The organism is Pedobacter terrae (genome assembly GCF_900100705.1).
GTDB classification, from domain to species: Bacteria; Bacteroidota; Bacteroidia; order Sphingobacteriales; family Sphingobacteriaceae; genus Pedobacter; species Pedobacter terrae.
In genome coordinates this window covers 1-14733 of sequence record NZ_FNCH01000039.1, presented here as the reverse complement: position 1 = coordinate 14733, position 14733 = coordinate 1, and the positions used below count along the sequence as shown (strand labels likewise).

15 protein-coding genes are annotated in these 14733 nt (G+C 37.6%); 6 read left to right on the top strand and 9 right to left on the bottom strand.

The window, feature by feature from the left end:
* Window positions 1–366: 366 nt before the first annotated feature.
* The 3 genes from BLR60_RS24255 to BLR60_RS24245 form a co-directional block, all read right to left on the bottom strand.
* Complete coding sequence (locus BLR60_RS24255) at window positions 367–765, bottom strand: SRPBCC family protein (protein ID WP_090505097.1); 399 nt, start codon at window positions 763–765, stop codon at window positions 367–369.
* Between the two features lie 33 nt (window positions 766–798).
* Window positions 799–1464 (bottom strand): orotate phosphoribosyltransferase, encoded by a 666-nt coding sequence (gene pyrE / locus BLR60_RS24250; protein WP_090505094.1) that lies wholly within the window; start codon window positions 1462–1464, stop codon window positions 799–801.
* Between the two features lie 283 nt (window positions 1465–1747).
* Complete coding sequence (locus tag BLR60_RS24245) at window positions 1748–2500, bottom strand: DeoR/GlpR family DNA-binding transcription regulator (RefSeq protein ID WP_090505091.1); 753 nt, start codon at window positions 2498–2500, stop codon at window positions 1748–1750.
* Window positions 2501–2554: 54 nt separating this feature from the next.
* On the opposite strand from BLR60_RS24245, the gene nudK reads away from it, so the two are divergent.
* On the top strand, window positions 2555–3133 hold the full coding sequence (nudK, locus tag BLR60_RS24240) for a GDP-mannose pyrophosphatase NudK (protein WP_244155739.1): 579 nt from the start codon (window positions 2555–2557) through the stop codon (window positions 3131–3133).
* Between the two features lie 97 nt (window positions 3134–3230).
* Window positions 3231–4274: an NAD(P)-dependent alcohol dehydrogenase gene (locus BLR60_RS24235; protein WP_090505085.1), complete on the top strand. Its 1044-nt coding sequence runs from the start codon at window positions 3231–3233 to the stop codon at window positions 4272–4274.
* 83 nt (window positions 4275–4357) lie between these two features.
* On the opposite strand, the gene BLR60_RS24230 is transcribed toward BLR60_RS24235, so the two are convergent.
* The gene (locus tag BLR60_RS24230; RefSeq protein ID WP_090505083.1) at window positions 4358–5224 is read right to left on the bottom strand and encodes a hypothetical protein; all 867 of its coding nucleotides are present in this window, start codon (window positions 5222–5224) and stop codon (window positions 4358–4360) included.
* Window positions 5225–5716: 492 nt separating this feature from the next.
* Between BLR60_RS24230 and BLR60_RS24225 the strand changes: the two genes are divergently transcribed.
* On the top strand, window positions 5717–6328 hold the full coding sequence (locus BLR60_RS24225; RefSeq protein ID WP_090505081.1) for an NUDIX hydrolase: 612 nt from the start codon (window positions 5717–5719) through the stop codon (window positions 6326–6328).
* 162 nt (window positions 6329–6490) lie between these two features.
* Here the strand turns inward: BLR60_RS24225 and BLR60_RS24220 are convergent, their stop codons facing one another.
* The 5 genes from BLR60_RS24220 to BLR60_RS24200 all read right to left on the bottom strand — a co-directional run bounded on the left by BLR60_RS24220 (window position 6491) and on the right by BLR60_RS24200 (window position 10333).
* The gene (locus BLR60_RS24220) at window positions 6491–7096 is read right to left on the bottom strand and encodes a hypothetical protein (RefSeq protein ID WP_090505078.1); all 606 of its coding nucleotides are present in this window, start codon (window positions 7094–7096) and stop codon (window positions 6491–6493) included.
* The gene (locus BLR60_RS24215; protein WP_090505075.1) at window positions 7086–7589 is read right to left on the bottom strand and encodes an RNA polymerase sigma factor; all 504 of its coding nucleotides are present in this window, start codon (window positions 7587–7589) and stop codon (window positions 7086–7088) included. The genes BLR60_RS24220 and BLR60_RS24215 overlap by 11 nt, the downstream gene beginning before the upstream one ends.
* 414 nt (window positions 7590–8003) lie before the next feature.
* On the bottom strand, window positions 8004–8465 hold the full coding sequence (gene coaD / locus BLR60_RS24210; RefSeq protein ID WP_090505072.1) for a pantetheine-phosphate adenylyltransferase: 462 nt from the start codon (window positions 8463–8465) through the stop codon (window positions 8004–8006).
* 534 nt (window positions 8466–8999) lie between these two features.
* Window positions 9000–9536, bottom strand: coding sequence for an RsmD family RNA methyltransferase (locus tag BLR60_RS24205; protein ID WP_090505069.1), 537 nt, complete (start codon window positions 9534–9536; stop codon window positions 9000–9002).
* Complete coding sequence (locus BLR60_RS24200) at window positions 9527–10333, bottom strand: DUF3822 family protein (protein WP_090505066.1); 807 nt, start codon at window positions 10331–10333, stop codon at window positions 9527–9529. The genes BLR60_RS24205 and BLR60_RS24200 overlap by 10 nt, the downstream gene beginning before the upstream one ends.
* Window positions 10334–10556: 223 nt before the next feature.
* Between BLR60_RS24200 and BLR60_RS24195 the strand changes: the two genes are divergently transcribed.
* From BLR60_RS24195 to BLR60_RS24185, 3 genes are all read left to right on the top strand, one after another.
* Window positions 10557–11696, top strand: a complete 1140-nt coding sequence (locus tag BLR60_RS24195; RefSeq protein ID WP_090505064.1) for a putative sensor domain DACNV-containing protein — start codon at window positions 10557–10559, stop codon at window positions 11694–11696.
* A 254-nt stretch (window positions 11697–11950) separates the two neighbouring features.
* Window positions 11951–13384: an ATP-dependent DNA helicase gene (locus BLR60_RS24190; RefSeq protein ID WP_090505062.1), complete on the top strand. Its 1434-nt coding sequence runs from the start codon at window positions 11951–11953 to the stop codon at window positions 13382–13384.
* A 211-nt stretch (window positions 13385–13595) separates the two neighbouring features.
* The gene (locus tag BLR60_RS24185; RefSeq protein WP_090505059.1) at window positions 13596–14270 is read left to right on the top strand and encodes an MCP four helix bundle domain-containing protein; all 675 of its coding nucleotides are present in this window, start codon (window positions 13596–13598) and stop codon (window positions 14268–14270) included.
* Window positions 14271–14733: the final 463 nt, after the last annotated feature.

Genomic DNA, 14733 nt, shown 5'->3' with positions numbered 1-14733 from the left:
AGAGGTAGTATCTATCGGTCAATATACTTCATGAGTTATTTTGCCATCGGTCTACTCTCGATCCTTTTCACTTTATGCTTACTAAATTAAACATTGTAAACATAGGAGCCATCCGATCAATTTGGGAATGAAGATTTCTTGATGGATATACCTGATTAAATTTTATCTGTCAATCATATTGATTTTTATACAATAAATTATCCCTTAGGATGACAATGTGATATGTAATATTATGTTTAATCTTTAAGAAAAGATTCTTCACTGCGTTTAGAACGACAAATTCTTTGCTTTTTACGCATAAAAAAAAGACGAGGTTTAATTCGTCTTCTTTATCTAGTTAATCAATTAAATCTTTGCAATCAATTTTTAACTTAAGATTTCTTTCAGTTTTTCCGTCTGATGATCAGCTAGTTTTTGAAGTGGACCAGATGCCAACATTTTCATCATCATATTTAAATCGGCCGAAATGATGTGCTTTGCGGTAGTCGTTCCGTTACCGTTATCTGCTACTGTCCACTTTAATTCTACATCAAAAGGTGCTTTTTCACTCGGAATTGCTATTATTTCCTGGTTCTCTACCCGGTTTGAAATTCTGATGGCCAATTTTGCCATATTCTGAATGGTAAACCGTGCATCATCTTCTGTTGATTCCCAGTTATAAATATTTTCTGGCATCAATTGCTGGTGATTGTTCATATTAGTTAGAAAAGCATAAACCTCAGCAACCGGTTTATTAACTTCTACTGTGCTCTCGATAACAGTCATTATATATTTGTATAGATTTGTTTTACTCCGAACTTAAGACTCTGAACCCAAAGCTTGTCCCTGTCCCCATCCTGAAGGATTTAAACGCCATTTGCTTAATAATTCCATATCACTTTTGGCAATAATGCTGTGCTCGGCAGCATAATCAATCAACGCGCCATAGTTTGATAAGGTTAAGTAACGACATTTTGCAGCTGCAAAGTTTTCGTCTGCTTTTTCGAAACCGTAGGTAAAAATAGCCGCTAAGCCAGCTACCGATAAGCCTGCAGCTCTCAATGCTTCAACAGCTTGTAAGCTGCTTTTTCCGGTTGAAATTAAATCTTCGATAACCACCACACGTTGTCCTTCTACCACTTCGCCTTCAATTAAACTTCCGGTACCATGTTCTTTTGCTTTCGCTCTTACATAGATAAATGGTAAACCCAGTTCCTGAGCTACTAAAACGCCTTGCGGAATTCCGGCAGTGGCAACACCTGCAATAACATCTACTGAACCAAACTCTTCTTGTATCGCCTGCGCCAGTTTCTGCCTGATGTAAGTTCTAACCTGAGGATGGGAAAGGGTAATTCTGTTGTCGCAATAAATTGGCGATTTCCAGCCAGATGCCCAGGTAAAAGGGTTATTTGGTTGTAATTTAATTGCTTTTATCTGTAATAAAAATTCCGCTACCTTTAATTCAATATCACTTTTATTATACATGGCTCAAAATTACAGATTTATTTGTGTTTGTCATAACGTTTATTAAGCCCCATTATTTTGTATCTGGGGAAAGAAAATGGTAGAATCGGGATTTGATTCCGACATTTCAACACTACAAATATTGGAAATTTTGATGGATGCTAAAAGCGATTTCTTGTCACCTGCTGTAAATCAGTACGATAAAGATAGTTTCTTCGAAAAACAGATTATAAATAACTGATGATCTGCTGAAAGCCGTGCGAAGTTTGCCAATTGATCGTTCGGCCATCTTCATACTCATTTATCAAACGGTTACCGGGGATAAGGATATCCCTTTTGATTGAAATTTGTTTAGCTCGGGGCCATTATAGTTGGTAACTAAAATATCTACAATTGATAGGTTATTAAATTTCAAATACGAAGTTTTCCCTATTTTACTGGCATCACAGAGCATATAAGTACAATTGGTTTGTGCTGCCATTGCCAAAGTATTAGCAGCTTCGTATTCACTACCGGCATAAAGTCCTTCGGCAGTAATCCCATCCACGCCCAAAAATGCTTTATCGGCATGGTATCTGGAGATATGTTCGAGTGCCATAGTTCCATGAATGGCTTGTCTGCTTGCGTCAACTTCACCTCCAATCAGGTTTATGGTTACTGCACTGTGTTGCAATTCATTTACTATCGGTAGCGAATTAGTAATTACCTTAATATTTTTGTTTTTAATAAACTGGCATAATCTAAAGGCAGTGCTGCCACAATCAATAAATATCACATCTCCTTCAGCTATGTCTTCAGCAGCCCTTTTACAAATTGCATCTTTTGCTTTTAGATTAACTTCTGCTTTATTGGCAAATGAAACCGGCTTGATCACATCACTTATTTTCATGGCGCCTCCATGTGTACGGTAAAGTAGTCCGTTGGCAGCCATGCTGGTCAGGTCTCTTCTTACGGTAACTTCAGAAACACCAATTTTAGTGGCTAACTGGCGGATCTCCACTTCGCCATAGGTTTCTAAAAGTTCAAGGATTTTATGCGCTCTTTTTTGAAATGTCATATATAATGAGTTAATTCGATCAAATTTAATCATAATTAATCAAAAATAATCATTATGAAAAATATCAATATTCTGGATACTCGAATTTTATCTGATAATTGGTACACCCTCAAAAAAGTCAGTTTCGAAATGATCGATAGTGATGGTACCACATCTACTTTGGAACGCGAAGCTTATGATCGCGGAAATGGCGCGACCATTTTGTTATATAATAAAGAAAATCAAACGGTTGTACTTACGCGTCAGTTCAGGTTACCGGCTTTTATTAATGGAAATGATACCGGTTACCTGATAGAATGTTGCGCCGGATTGTTGGACCAGGATAATGCGGAAGATTGTATCAGAAGGGAAACGGAAGAAGAAACCGGATTCAGGATTGATCAGGTGGAAAAAGTTTTCGAGGCCTATATGTCACCCGGCTCAGTTACTGAACTATTATACTTTTTTGTTGCAGTGTATTCAAATGATATGAAATTGCATGATGGAGGAGGCCTTGAAGAAGAAAACGAAAATATTGAAGTGCTGGAATTACCTTTCGAAAAGGCACTTGACATGATGAAATCTGGTGAGATAAAGGATGGTAAAACAATTATGCTGCTGCAATATGCCCAGTTAAACGGATTGATGGTGTAGATAATTGTTTGAATTTTGTAATGATTAATTTGATTTGCGTAATTACCCATAACAAATAGCTGTTTACATTTGTTACCTCTAATTAATTTAAATTTTTATGATAGCAACAAAAGGATATGCGGCACAAAATGCCCAAACGGATCTTGCACCCTGGAATTTTGAGCGCCGGGAAGTAGGGCCTCATGATGTTCAATTCGAAATACTTTTCTGCGGGGTTTGTCATTCAGATCTGCACCAGATAAAAAACGATTGGTTTGAGGGGATATTTCCTATGGTTCCCGGCCACGAAATTGTAGGGAGGGTGGTGAAGGTTGGCGATCACGTGAAGAAATTTAAGGTGGGTGATCTTGCCGGAACCGGCTGTATGGTAGATTCTTGTCAGGTTTGCGAAAACTGTAAGCAAGATTTAGAACAATATTGTTTAGAAGGAAATACCCAAACATACAATGGTTTAGAAAGAGATGGTAAAACACCAACTTATGGCGGTTATTCTGATACGATTGTGGTAAGAGAAGAATTTGTACTTCATGTATCAGATAAATTAAATCTGGCTGCGGTAGCACCACTTTTATGTGCAGGTATTACTACTTATTCGCCATTAAGGCACTGGAAAGTAGGAAAAGGACATAAACTGGCTGTATTGGGCTTAGGTGGTTTGGGCCACATGGCTGTTAAATTTGGGGTAGCTTTTGGCGCTGAAGTAACGGTTTTAAGTACTTCGCCTAAAAAAGAAGAAGATGCCAAAAAATTAGGTGCACACCATTTTGTGGTAACTACCGATCCTGAACAGGTTAAAGCAGCTAAAGGTACATTCGATTTTATTTTGGATACGGTATCTGCTGAGCATGATTTTAACATGTATCTTTCTTTGTTAAGGACAAATGGTACGCACATCTGTGTGGGTGTTCCACCAAAACCGGCAGAAATTGCCGCTTTCAGTTTGTTGGGCGGTAGGAAAAGTCTAGCAGGATCGGGTATTGGCGGTATTGCCGAAACTCAGGAAATGCTGGATTTCTGTGCAGAAAACAATATCGTTTCAGATATCGAAATGATTGATATGAAAGATATTCAAACTGCTTACGATAGGATGCAAAAAGGTGATGTACGTTACAGGTTTGTGATTGATATGGCTACATTGTAGTTCAGATCTCAACAAAAGTGAAAGGGATTTAGAAACAATCATATTTCTAAATCCCTTTTTTATTTTAAGGATAGCTAATCACTTCAGGCATCTTGATTTTTTCTTACAAACTCAGAGAAAGAAATCCGGTGTTCTGACTCTACTTTCGCCAGCTGTCTTTTGTTTTCAGTTAATAGGTTATCCAACTTATTTAGCGAATCTTTGAGATAAGTTACTGATAACATTCGTGAAATCCTGTCTCTGATTTTATCGGCAAGGAATAATTCGATCAGTATCAAACTAATCAGAAAGATGTAATGATTGAAAATAATATTATCGGTAATCTTGGAGAAAGCAGGGAAGCCTATTGCGCCAAAAAATAAATCTATAATTAAAGGAATACCGATAATCGCCAGGAGCGAAAATCCCCGGACTTTTAAAGTGATTGCTTTTTCGGCAGTCTTGATCTGTTCGCTAAAGGCCAAAAACTTGCCTTGAGATGGAGTTTCCCTATTGTTTTGTTGTTGTTCTAATTTTTGAAGCGCTTTACCATGTTCGATATCTATTCTGCGTACCTGCTCTACAATGTATGTTTCGGCATTGTTCAGCTTTTCCTGGTCTTCTACAATAGATTCCTGTTCGGCAATAATTTTGTCCATCACCAGCAGGTCTTCCGGAATGCCATGTCGAAGTTTCTGTTCTGCAGCTATAATCCGGTTATCTAATTGTTTAAACTGCCTTTTAAGCTCCGCAATTTCTTTGTTAAAATGCTCTTTTTTGGAGGAATAGCTACTTTCTAGGCTATTAAGTGCCGAAACATATTCGAAATCTGCCAGAAGCTGTTCATTGTTGGCAAAATGCTGATAAAGCCCATTTAATTTGATGAAGAGCTCGCCTGTTGACTTTTCCGGATTAGATAGATCATTTCGGTATGCTTCCAGATCTTTTTCTGATAATGAAGGTATGGGCATAGTAGATTAAAAAGCTAAAATTATGAAAAATATTTATCCTTGAAAGTATTATAAATGGTGTTTTCCCTTCAAATATTCCATTATGACTAATAAACCATTTTTTTAAGATATAGTTTGTCTGGGGTTTCGATAGAAAAATATTTTTCTAGAAAATGCAAATTGCTCGTATTCAGTCGTTTAAATTTGTTATATAGATATAGCCGAAATATTTTTTGATTTTTTTTATCAGGTTGATAAATTATTATATATTTGTGCCAAGCAAGGGGTGAGAGCCTTGCATCAATCTTTGATTGAGAGCGTTAATTTAGATAAGGTTACAACATTAATTGTTGTAACCTTTTTTTATACCTTATAAATAACTAAACAATTTTTCTACTTTAGGGTAAGCAAAATTTATTTTTTGCCGAAATAAAAATATCCTTTAGGGATGATAGGAGAAGGAGTGATTTTGCGAAGGACATTTATGCTCCAATTAAATATGCTTTAAACTATATGCCAAGAAACTATAGAATTTATATCAACGATAACACTTTGTTTATCTCCGATTTTTTACCAGAACAGAAAGAGAAAATCCAGCAGCTCGAATTTCAGGATTTTAATCTGGAGACGTTCTACAAAAAACTAAAAAACGGATCTAAAAAGAGTTATATTTTCTTGACTAAAAATCCAAAAGAAACCTTTCAGAAATTGAAGAAAGATTGTACTATTATTAAAGCTGCAGGTGGGTTGGTAGAAAGTGCAAATGGCAATTACCTGTTTATTTTCAGGAACAAAAAATGGGACCTGCCAAAAGGGAAGCTGGAAGATGGTGAAAAAATGAAGGAGGCTGCCGTTCGTGAGGTAGAAGAGGAATGCGGGATCAGGGTTTTTAAACGCGAAGAAAAGCTTTGTAAAACCTATCATGTCTATCCGATGGGTAATAAAATGGTGATTAAGAAAACCAATTGGTACAAAATGAAGGTTAAAGGCGAACCTAAATTGGTACCTCAAAAAGAAGAAGGAATTGAAGAGGCGGTTTGGTTGGATAAAAACCATATTTCGCCGGTTGTTAAAAATACTTTTCCATCTATTATGGATGTGTTGAAGACTGGTGGATTACTATAATTGTTCTATCCCGCAGATCGCCCTGCTGAACTTGTTTCACAAGTAGCGACAGCGTTTTCGATTGCCTTGTAGCTATTACATGGTCAGCATCTTTTGTTACTGTTAATTGGGTTGTCAGATATTTCTATCTGACATGGATTAAAATAAAAATTAGACGGATTATTATTCATAGTCCAGTTCATCAATTACTTTTTTAACCTGTTTTAGGTATTTTCCGTAATAAAACCAGGCCCATAATTCGGTTATTGCGCCGATAACCAAGATGGTTACAAAGCAATTGAGCAGGATGTAAACCGGAGATAATTTATTTAATATCCGCGAAAATACTGATGCCTTTTCAATAAACACAAAAGCGGTGAGAAAACCGACTGAGATAAAGGCCACGATGTAAGTTAAAGCTTTATACAGCTCTATATTCAGCTTCATTTCGTAATAAAACCAGAGGATATTTTTCCGGGTATCCATACTTAAATTGTATGAGTTTTTATAAAATATATAAAACTTGAAAAAATAATAAGCTGTAAAGCCGCAGGTAATTGAATAGGTCATCATAAATACCCTGTTAATTAAAGCTGAAAATCCAAAAATATAAGGGATAAAAGCCATAAGCACCAAAAAAAACAGCTGGTAGAAAAATTCATGTTTCATTTTAGCCCTGATTTTATCGATGGGAGTATGCGCCTGTTTTATTTTAAGCATGTCTGAAGAAATGTTACTTTCTTCAGGATTTTCAGCATTCCATTCGTTTTTTAAATCGTCAAAATTCATAACCGTTTTTCTTTATAATGAACTGTAATTTTTCTTTGGTCCTGTTCAGTTTTACACGTGCATTAACCTCACTTATGCCCAGGTTTTCGGCAATTTCGCGATGTGATTGATTTTCGAGAAAAAGGAAGATCAATGCTTTTTCAATTCCATTTAATTCTTGAACAGCGGCGTACAAACAGGCTAATTTCTCTTCTTTTCCTTCATTTTCATTTACATCTATTACATCGATGTTCCCATCCAACGGTGTTTTGTCTACTTTTCTGCTGTCTTTTTTAAAATATATGATTGCTGTGTTGAGGCAAACGCGGTACATCCATGTGGTAAATTTGCTATTTCCTTTAAAAGAGGGATAAGCTTTCCATAATTGTAATACCATTTCCTGAAACAGATCTCGTTGTTCTTCGGCATCGTTCATATATATTTTAGAAATTTTATGTATAATCGCTTTGTGCTGATTGATCAGGGTGAGAAATATATTTTCTGTTTCTTTCATTTAATGTATACCCAATTGGTAAAGGATTTTTAGAAACGTTACAGGTTTATCTAAAATAATATTTAACCACAGATAAAATGGGGTATAGATAAGATTTTTATAATAAAACCGCCATCTCGATAAGGTAGCTATCGCATGAAGTGAAGTCCTAAATTTTCGCGAGAGCGCGCTACAAATAGATTTAGCTTCGCTGAGCCTTCGGGTTCTCGGCTGCGTTGCACTCCGTTCGAAATGGCGATCGGTTGAGGTAGGTATGGGTTAATGTTAGTTGATCAATCAGCAACAGTCTTTGCGCACTGATATAAAACCCCGTTCTGCGCGCTACATTATTCCCTCTGGGAGAGGAGACAATGTGACTAAGATGAACCTGGATTTAAATCTGTGTTTATCGGTGTACATCTGTGGTTAACAAAACTATAAAAAGCCAAGTGCTTCTTTAGGTACAAACGGACTTACATCGCCATGGTTTCTTAAAATATCCCGAACAATGGTCGAACTGATGGCAGAGTATTCGGGTTTACTTAATAGCAGAATGGTTTCTACTTCGGGCATCATGGTTTGATTAATTTGTGCAATAGCCCGTTCATATTCAAAATCGGCAGCTGAGCGGATCCCGCGGACCATATAGGTGGCATTTATTTTCCGGCAGAAATCTACAGTTAAACCTTCATAAGTTTGGATTTCGATGTTTTCATAGCCTTTAAAAACAGTCTGCAAGATCTGAAGACGCTGTTCTGCACTTAAAAAATTCTGTTTAGCACTGTTAAGTCCAATGCCTACTATAATTTTATCGAAAAGTGGGGTGGCACGTTGTAAAATATTGACGTGGGCAATGGTGATCGGATCAAATGAGCCTGGAAATAGCGCTATCTTCATGGTTCAAATATAGATTATTATAGTTAAAAGCGGAATAGTTTAGCACCGGGCGTTTGGAGGATAACGTAGTGTACATGGCAGGAGTGAAACACAGTAGGGAAATAGTGACGCAGCAATAAATAAATTATATAAGCTAGCAAGAAAAAAACGCAAGGTTAGGGTATGGAGATGGTAGGAAAAACGACGAGAGAATAAGGTTTAAAATGCAAGGGAGAAGAAAATTGCTCAAAAAAGGTTAGGAAAATAAAGGGATTTGGAAATGAAAGGGGGGAAGATTATAGTGCGGTTCAGTCCCGCTCTCTGCTAAACTCGGCTGAAAAAGCCTTCGTACCGCTGACGATCGGGTTTATAAACAAAGGTGAGTCACTCCGTGTGAGACTTCGTCCAGACAGGGATTCCCTCCCTGGAAAGCGTGAATTATTTGGATAAGTTAGTTACCAATAATCAAATAACAATTATCTGCAAACCAATCTTTAATTTGTAGTTAGTAACAGCTTGAACCAATGACCAATAAACCAATGGCTAATGAACTACTTAACTAAACTCGAAAAAGCTAAAAGAAGAATTTCCGTATTTCCTCGTTTCTGTGTAACCTGGCTGGCTGTTCAATTTCATGTTGCTCTGGTGTTCTACAATTAACAAGCCATCGGGTTGAAGCAGTTGTTGCTCCTTTACCATCACCGGAATTTGCGGAATGTTAGGCATGTTGTAGGGTGGATCGGCAAAAATCAGGTGATAAGCGCCGGTCATTTGTTTCAATAATTTAAAAACATCGCCTTTACGTACATCGATCTGATCAAATTGATGTTGTTTAGCCGTATTTTTCACCCAGTTTACACAGCCATAATCCATATCAACCGCTAAAATACGTTCTGCTCCACGTGAAGCAAATTCGAAAGTTAAATTTCCGGTGCCGCAAAATAAATCCAATACCGCGCAGGTTTCGAAATCATATTTGTTATTGAGGATATTAAAGAGTGCTTCTTTGGCCATATCCGTAGTTGGGCGTACGGGTAAATTTGCAGGGGGCTGCAAACGGATGCCCTTTAATTTGCCACCAATTATCCGCATAAATCTAAAGCAAGGAGACCGCTGAAATAGTGTTTAGGCATATCGGCCAATAATTCGCTATGTTTTTTTCCAGCGGGAAGGAAAAAATAAAGTTGGTTAAAGTATTTTAATAAGCAATTATAATGCTCATCGTCTTCGTTTATTATACCTTGTAAATAAACAGGAATAGTATCATTTAAGCCCAATTGTTCAATCATTAGCAACAGAAAATAATTAAATTCCTCTGCATTTTCTGATTCGTAGTGGTTTTGGAAAACAACCTTTTTATCTTTTAAATAAAGTACATTAAAAGATACTGCCGTAAAATCGATTAATAAAGATTCATCTGCCAATTCATTAAATAAAACCATTAATGGCTCAGATTGTGGAAAAAGATCGGTTTGCTCTGGCAAATTGGCTTTTAAATCATCATTTAAACAAAAGACAGTGTTAAAACCTAGGTTTTCATTGTGTTTGGTATAAACTTTAGTGTTAGAACCAAGGTATTGCGCATAAACAGTTAGATTTTCTCCATCAAACCATTCATCAGGAATAAAAATAAAGTTTGCGGTATGGATGGCAGCTTTAACGGCTCCATAATTTAACGAAAGGTAATTATCAGTTGTAAAGGCAGCCTTTAGTTCCTTTTGTACATCATCGCAGCCTTGCTTATCAAAAATGATCTTAATCTCTCCTGTGTCCTTACTTATCACAGCATAAGAAAAACTATCATTCGTTATTTTTAATAATAAATGGCAGTTTGCAGATGCATCAGCTTTAAAATTTGGGTCGACCAATAAGAGGCTATTGTTACGCATTGAAACAAAAATAGACTTTTTTAAGGATTAACGGTAAAATGAGGTTAAATTTTTGATTTTGCTGCAGTTGATTTGGTTTTTTGCCACAGAAAGAAAGATTAGCACAGCATAGTAATTACACCATGCTAACCAATTTTCCAATGAACAAGGGAACTATATTTTTTTACCAAAATCAAACGTTTTGTCTATTCAAAAATCAAAATATTCGGCTTAAATTCGGAACATGAGTTATAAGCCAACCTATAAGGCAGCAAACACCATTGCGGCAACAATAGAACAACATTTTGTTAAACTGCATGAGAATGCAATTGCACAAGGCGAAATAGATTTGGCAACTCAACCAGATCAGAAAATAATTGAAGTGATAATTGATGTTGCTTTTTGGAGCAGCTTGCGCAAGGAAGAAGGGCATTCGCCCCGGATTTCGATCGCTTTTTTACCACCGGAGCAAACCTCTAAACCATTGCGTTTTGCCAAAAAACTGGCCTTAAATGCCAATACGTTAACCAAAATAGCTCCGGGGATTGAACGTTCCGGGATTCATCTCGGCGTTTGGGAAGAGGATGGCGAACTTTATATCTGGGGCACAACCCTTAATATTCCTAATTTTTGTTTTGTAGTGGATGTTTCCGAACCCGGGTTAATTGTGATTAAACACCGCAGAATTTATGGCATTGGCAAGTTTACCAATGTAGCTGTTTTAAAAGGGGAACAAATTCGCATTGTGGATGACAGGAGCTGTAACAATAGAGATTGTCCGCCAATTTTGCAGGCTTTATTGGATTTAACTGTTTTAGCGAGTTGGAACGATCCGATCAATATTCTAATCCAGTTTTCGGTTTCGATGCGTGCGCATGGCAGGGGTGGCGCATTGTTAATTGTGCCTAAGGGCGATACAAAATGGGAGGAATCCATTATTCACCCCATACAGTATTTGGTAGAACCTCCTTTCGGTGGCTTATCTAACCTGGCGAAACAAAATGGCAACCAAAGCGAAATTTTCTCGCAAGGGGCTGTGCGCCGCGAGGTAGAACATTTGGCAGGTTTAACCGCGGTTGATGGTGCAACGATCATCAATGAAGAATTTGACCTGATTGCATTTGGTGCCAAAATAGGACGTGCAAAGGGGAAACCTACCGTAGAGCAGATTGCGTTTTCGGAGCCGATTGTTGGTGGAGAAGATAAAATCCTTTATCCCGGACAGCTTGGTGGTACCCGCCATTTTTCTGTTGCCCAGTTTGTAAACGATCAACCTCAATCTATTGGTTTGGTAGCCTCGCAAGACGGCCATTTTACCATCTTTAGCTATAGTAAAAAACAAAATATGGTAATGGCACATCGAATTGAAACCTTACTTTTGTAATAGCAAGGCGCAGAAAGCATGAGGAATAGCGATTGCAATGTCCGGAAAGGTACTGTACTGCCAATCGGATACTGTAGCCCGTCTTTCCGCTAAATTCCCGATCAAACTTTTGCTAAAAAACAAATGTTCATTGAGATCGGGAGATATCGCTTCAATACGGTTTAGTTAAATAGGGCTGTGCTAAAAACTCAGGTACTATTTTATGCACACTAAACAGTCAACCAATTAACGTTTAAAACAATTAACCATTAGAGATGATCATCGATAAAAGCCAGCTTATTGCCTCTGCATACGAACATCAGCCTACCAAGGAGCAAATGCTTTTTTGCGAGCGGATGTCGGCATTTTTGCAACAGGAAGATGAGTACCGCTGTTTTGTGCTGAAAGGTTATGCCGGTACAGGTAAAACCACATCTGTAGCGGCTTTGGTAAAGGTTTTAAGGCAGTTTAATCTGCGCAGCGAACTGCTGGCACCAACGGGAAGGGCGGCAAAGGTAATGAGCCAATATTCATTTCGTAAAGCTTTAACCATACATAAACGGATTTACCGAAAACGTTCTGCCGCATCGCCCGAAATGCAGTTTCAGCTGGCACCCAATCTTTCCGAAAATACGCTTTTCATTATCGATGAAGCCTCGATGATTGCTGATGAATTTAATGAGACAGGATCTTCGATCTTACGTGATCTGCTCGAGTTTGTGTATAATACCAAAAACTGTTTCCTGCTATTTGTGGGTGATACGGCACAGTTGCCTCCTGTTGGAAGTTTGGACAGCCCGGCACTAAATGAACAATACTTAAAAGACAAATTTGCCCTGACGGTTTCATCAGTGGAGTTAAAAGAAGTGGTTCGACAGGGTAAGAAATCGGGTATTTTGGCCAATGCTACGATGCTGCGGAACCAGATTGCCAAAAATCCTGAAAATCCATTACCAAAATTTCTGACAAAAAACTATCCAGATATTTACAACATGGCCGGCGCACGTTTAGTAGAGGGGCTTGAGTATGCTTATCGAAAATTTGGGATGGAAAATACCCTGGTGGTTTGCCGTTCCAATAAATCGGCCAATGTGTATAATCAGCAGATTAGAGCAAGGTTGTTATACCGTGAGGAGGAATTAACGGGTGGTGACCAGATTATGGTGGTGCGGAATAATTATTTCTGGCTCCCTGAGAACGAGGACACTGCTTTTATTGCCAATGGAGACATGGCGAAAGTAATCCGTGTAAGGGGGGAAGAAGAACGTTATGGTTTCCGTTTTGCCGATGCTACTTTAGAGTTTATGGATTTTCCGGCGGCAGGGCAGATCAGCTGTAAGGTAATGCTAGATACTTTAAATCTGGAGAGTGCAAATCTTCCGTACGAACAGAACAAGAAGCTTTTTGATGGTCTTAATGAAGATTATGAACATATTGCCAATAAAAGGCAGCGGATGCTGGCTATAAAGGCCGATCCTTTTTACAATGCCCTACAAATTAAGTTTGCTTATGCGGTAACCTGTCATAAAGCGCAGGGTGGACAGTGGGACGCAGTTTTTGCGGATCAGGGTTATCTTACTGAAGAGATGATCGATCTAGATTTTCTCCGTTGGTTATATACGGCTGTGACCCGGGCAAAAAAAGAGCTATATTTAGTCAATTTTGCGCCACAGCTTTTCGCGAAGACCGCACAAGAGGATTATTATTAGAACTTGATTACAACGATTTAAAGATTACACCGATTATTAATAGTTAACTACAAAAACACTAAGGCGCAAAGTTTTTTTGTTCTAGTGGTATACAAATGAAATAACCATCAGGTTAAAAGGGTAACGTTTATTTCTTGGTTTTTTAATGCCTTTATGGCGAATAAGCAAGATGAGATAAACATTATGGTCGAACATAATAACCGAATTATATATGAAATTTGCTTTTAGTCTTAAAAATAAGTTAAAAACTGCTTTTTTACTTTTCTGTATCATGTGCTGCACTTTGATGATCCGTTTTTTAGAGGATAAAAGTGTAGAGAAAATCAATAATTCGTTTATCTCGATGTATAATGACAGGCTTGTTCCGGCTACAGACTTATATTTCATTGCTGAAAATCTATACTATAAAAATGCCATCCTTCAGGAAATATTACTCGGAAACGATGTTTTGCAGGGTTCAACTTTGCTTGTAAAAATGAACAAACATAACCAAAAAATAGATTCGGTGATCAGTAAATACGAACGTACTTTTTTGGTAAAGCAGGAAAAAAGCTATTTAAATGAGCTTAAAAAGGCATTACTTGTTCAACAGCATTTAGAAACCAAAATGTTAAATGGAGCAGGTGCTGCAGAAGGAAGAACAATCTATATTTCGACTGGAAAAAATGCCATTAACCTAACGTTGGCCAAGCTATCGGCGCTGATTAAAATACAATCTAAAGTGGGTAATGATTTGATTAAGGATTCAAGGATTTTTGTTTCGGGAACGAAAGTTTACTCTACGTTGCAGGTTGTTCTGGCTATAATGATCGGAATTATGATCGTATACATCGTTTCGGCTTCGAATATGGTTAAGATTACGAGCGATAAATTTAATCTGAATTAGATCCATCTCTACTGGTTGGTGTCGCACAAACCATGGTAAATGTTTTTCCTGGAGTCAGCGATGTGACAAACCGAAAAATATTTCGGTCGGTGTGACACCGACCGATAAAAAAAAGGGCGTCATTCCCGTGAAAACGGGAACCACGAAGTGCTCAGCGAAGCTAATCTTAATGCGATAGAACAGCAACTAAATAAGTCCATACCAAGGCATTAAGATGCCCATCCGATAGCTCCTAAAATCCGCATGTCTGTCATAATCTAAATATTACTGACTTCTAAAGATGAATATTACCTGATTTTATTCCCCGATAATTATATTTTAGCCTCAATTTCATTTTTGATCTGCACTTGCGAACAGATCTGGGATCTAAATTCTATTTTGGGCATAAAAATGGCAATGAGATCTCCTCCCGGCGATATACCAGGTAACATATTGGCGCTATTATTTCTTTTTTTGTTGCTGA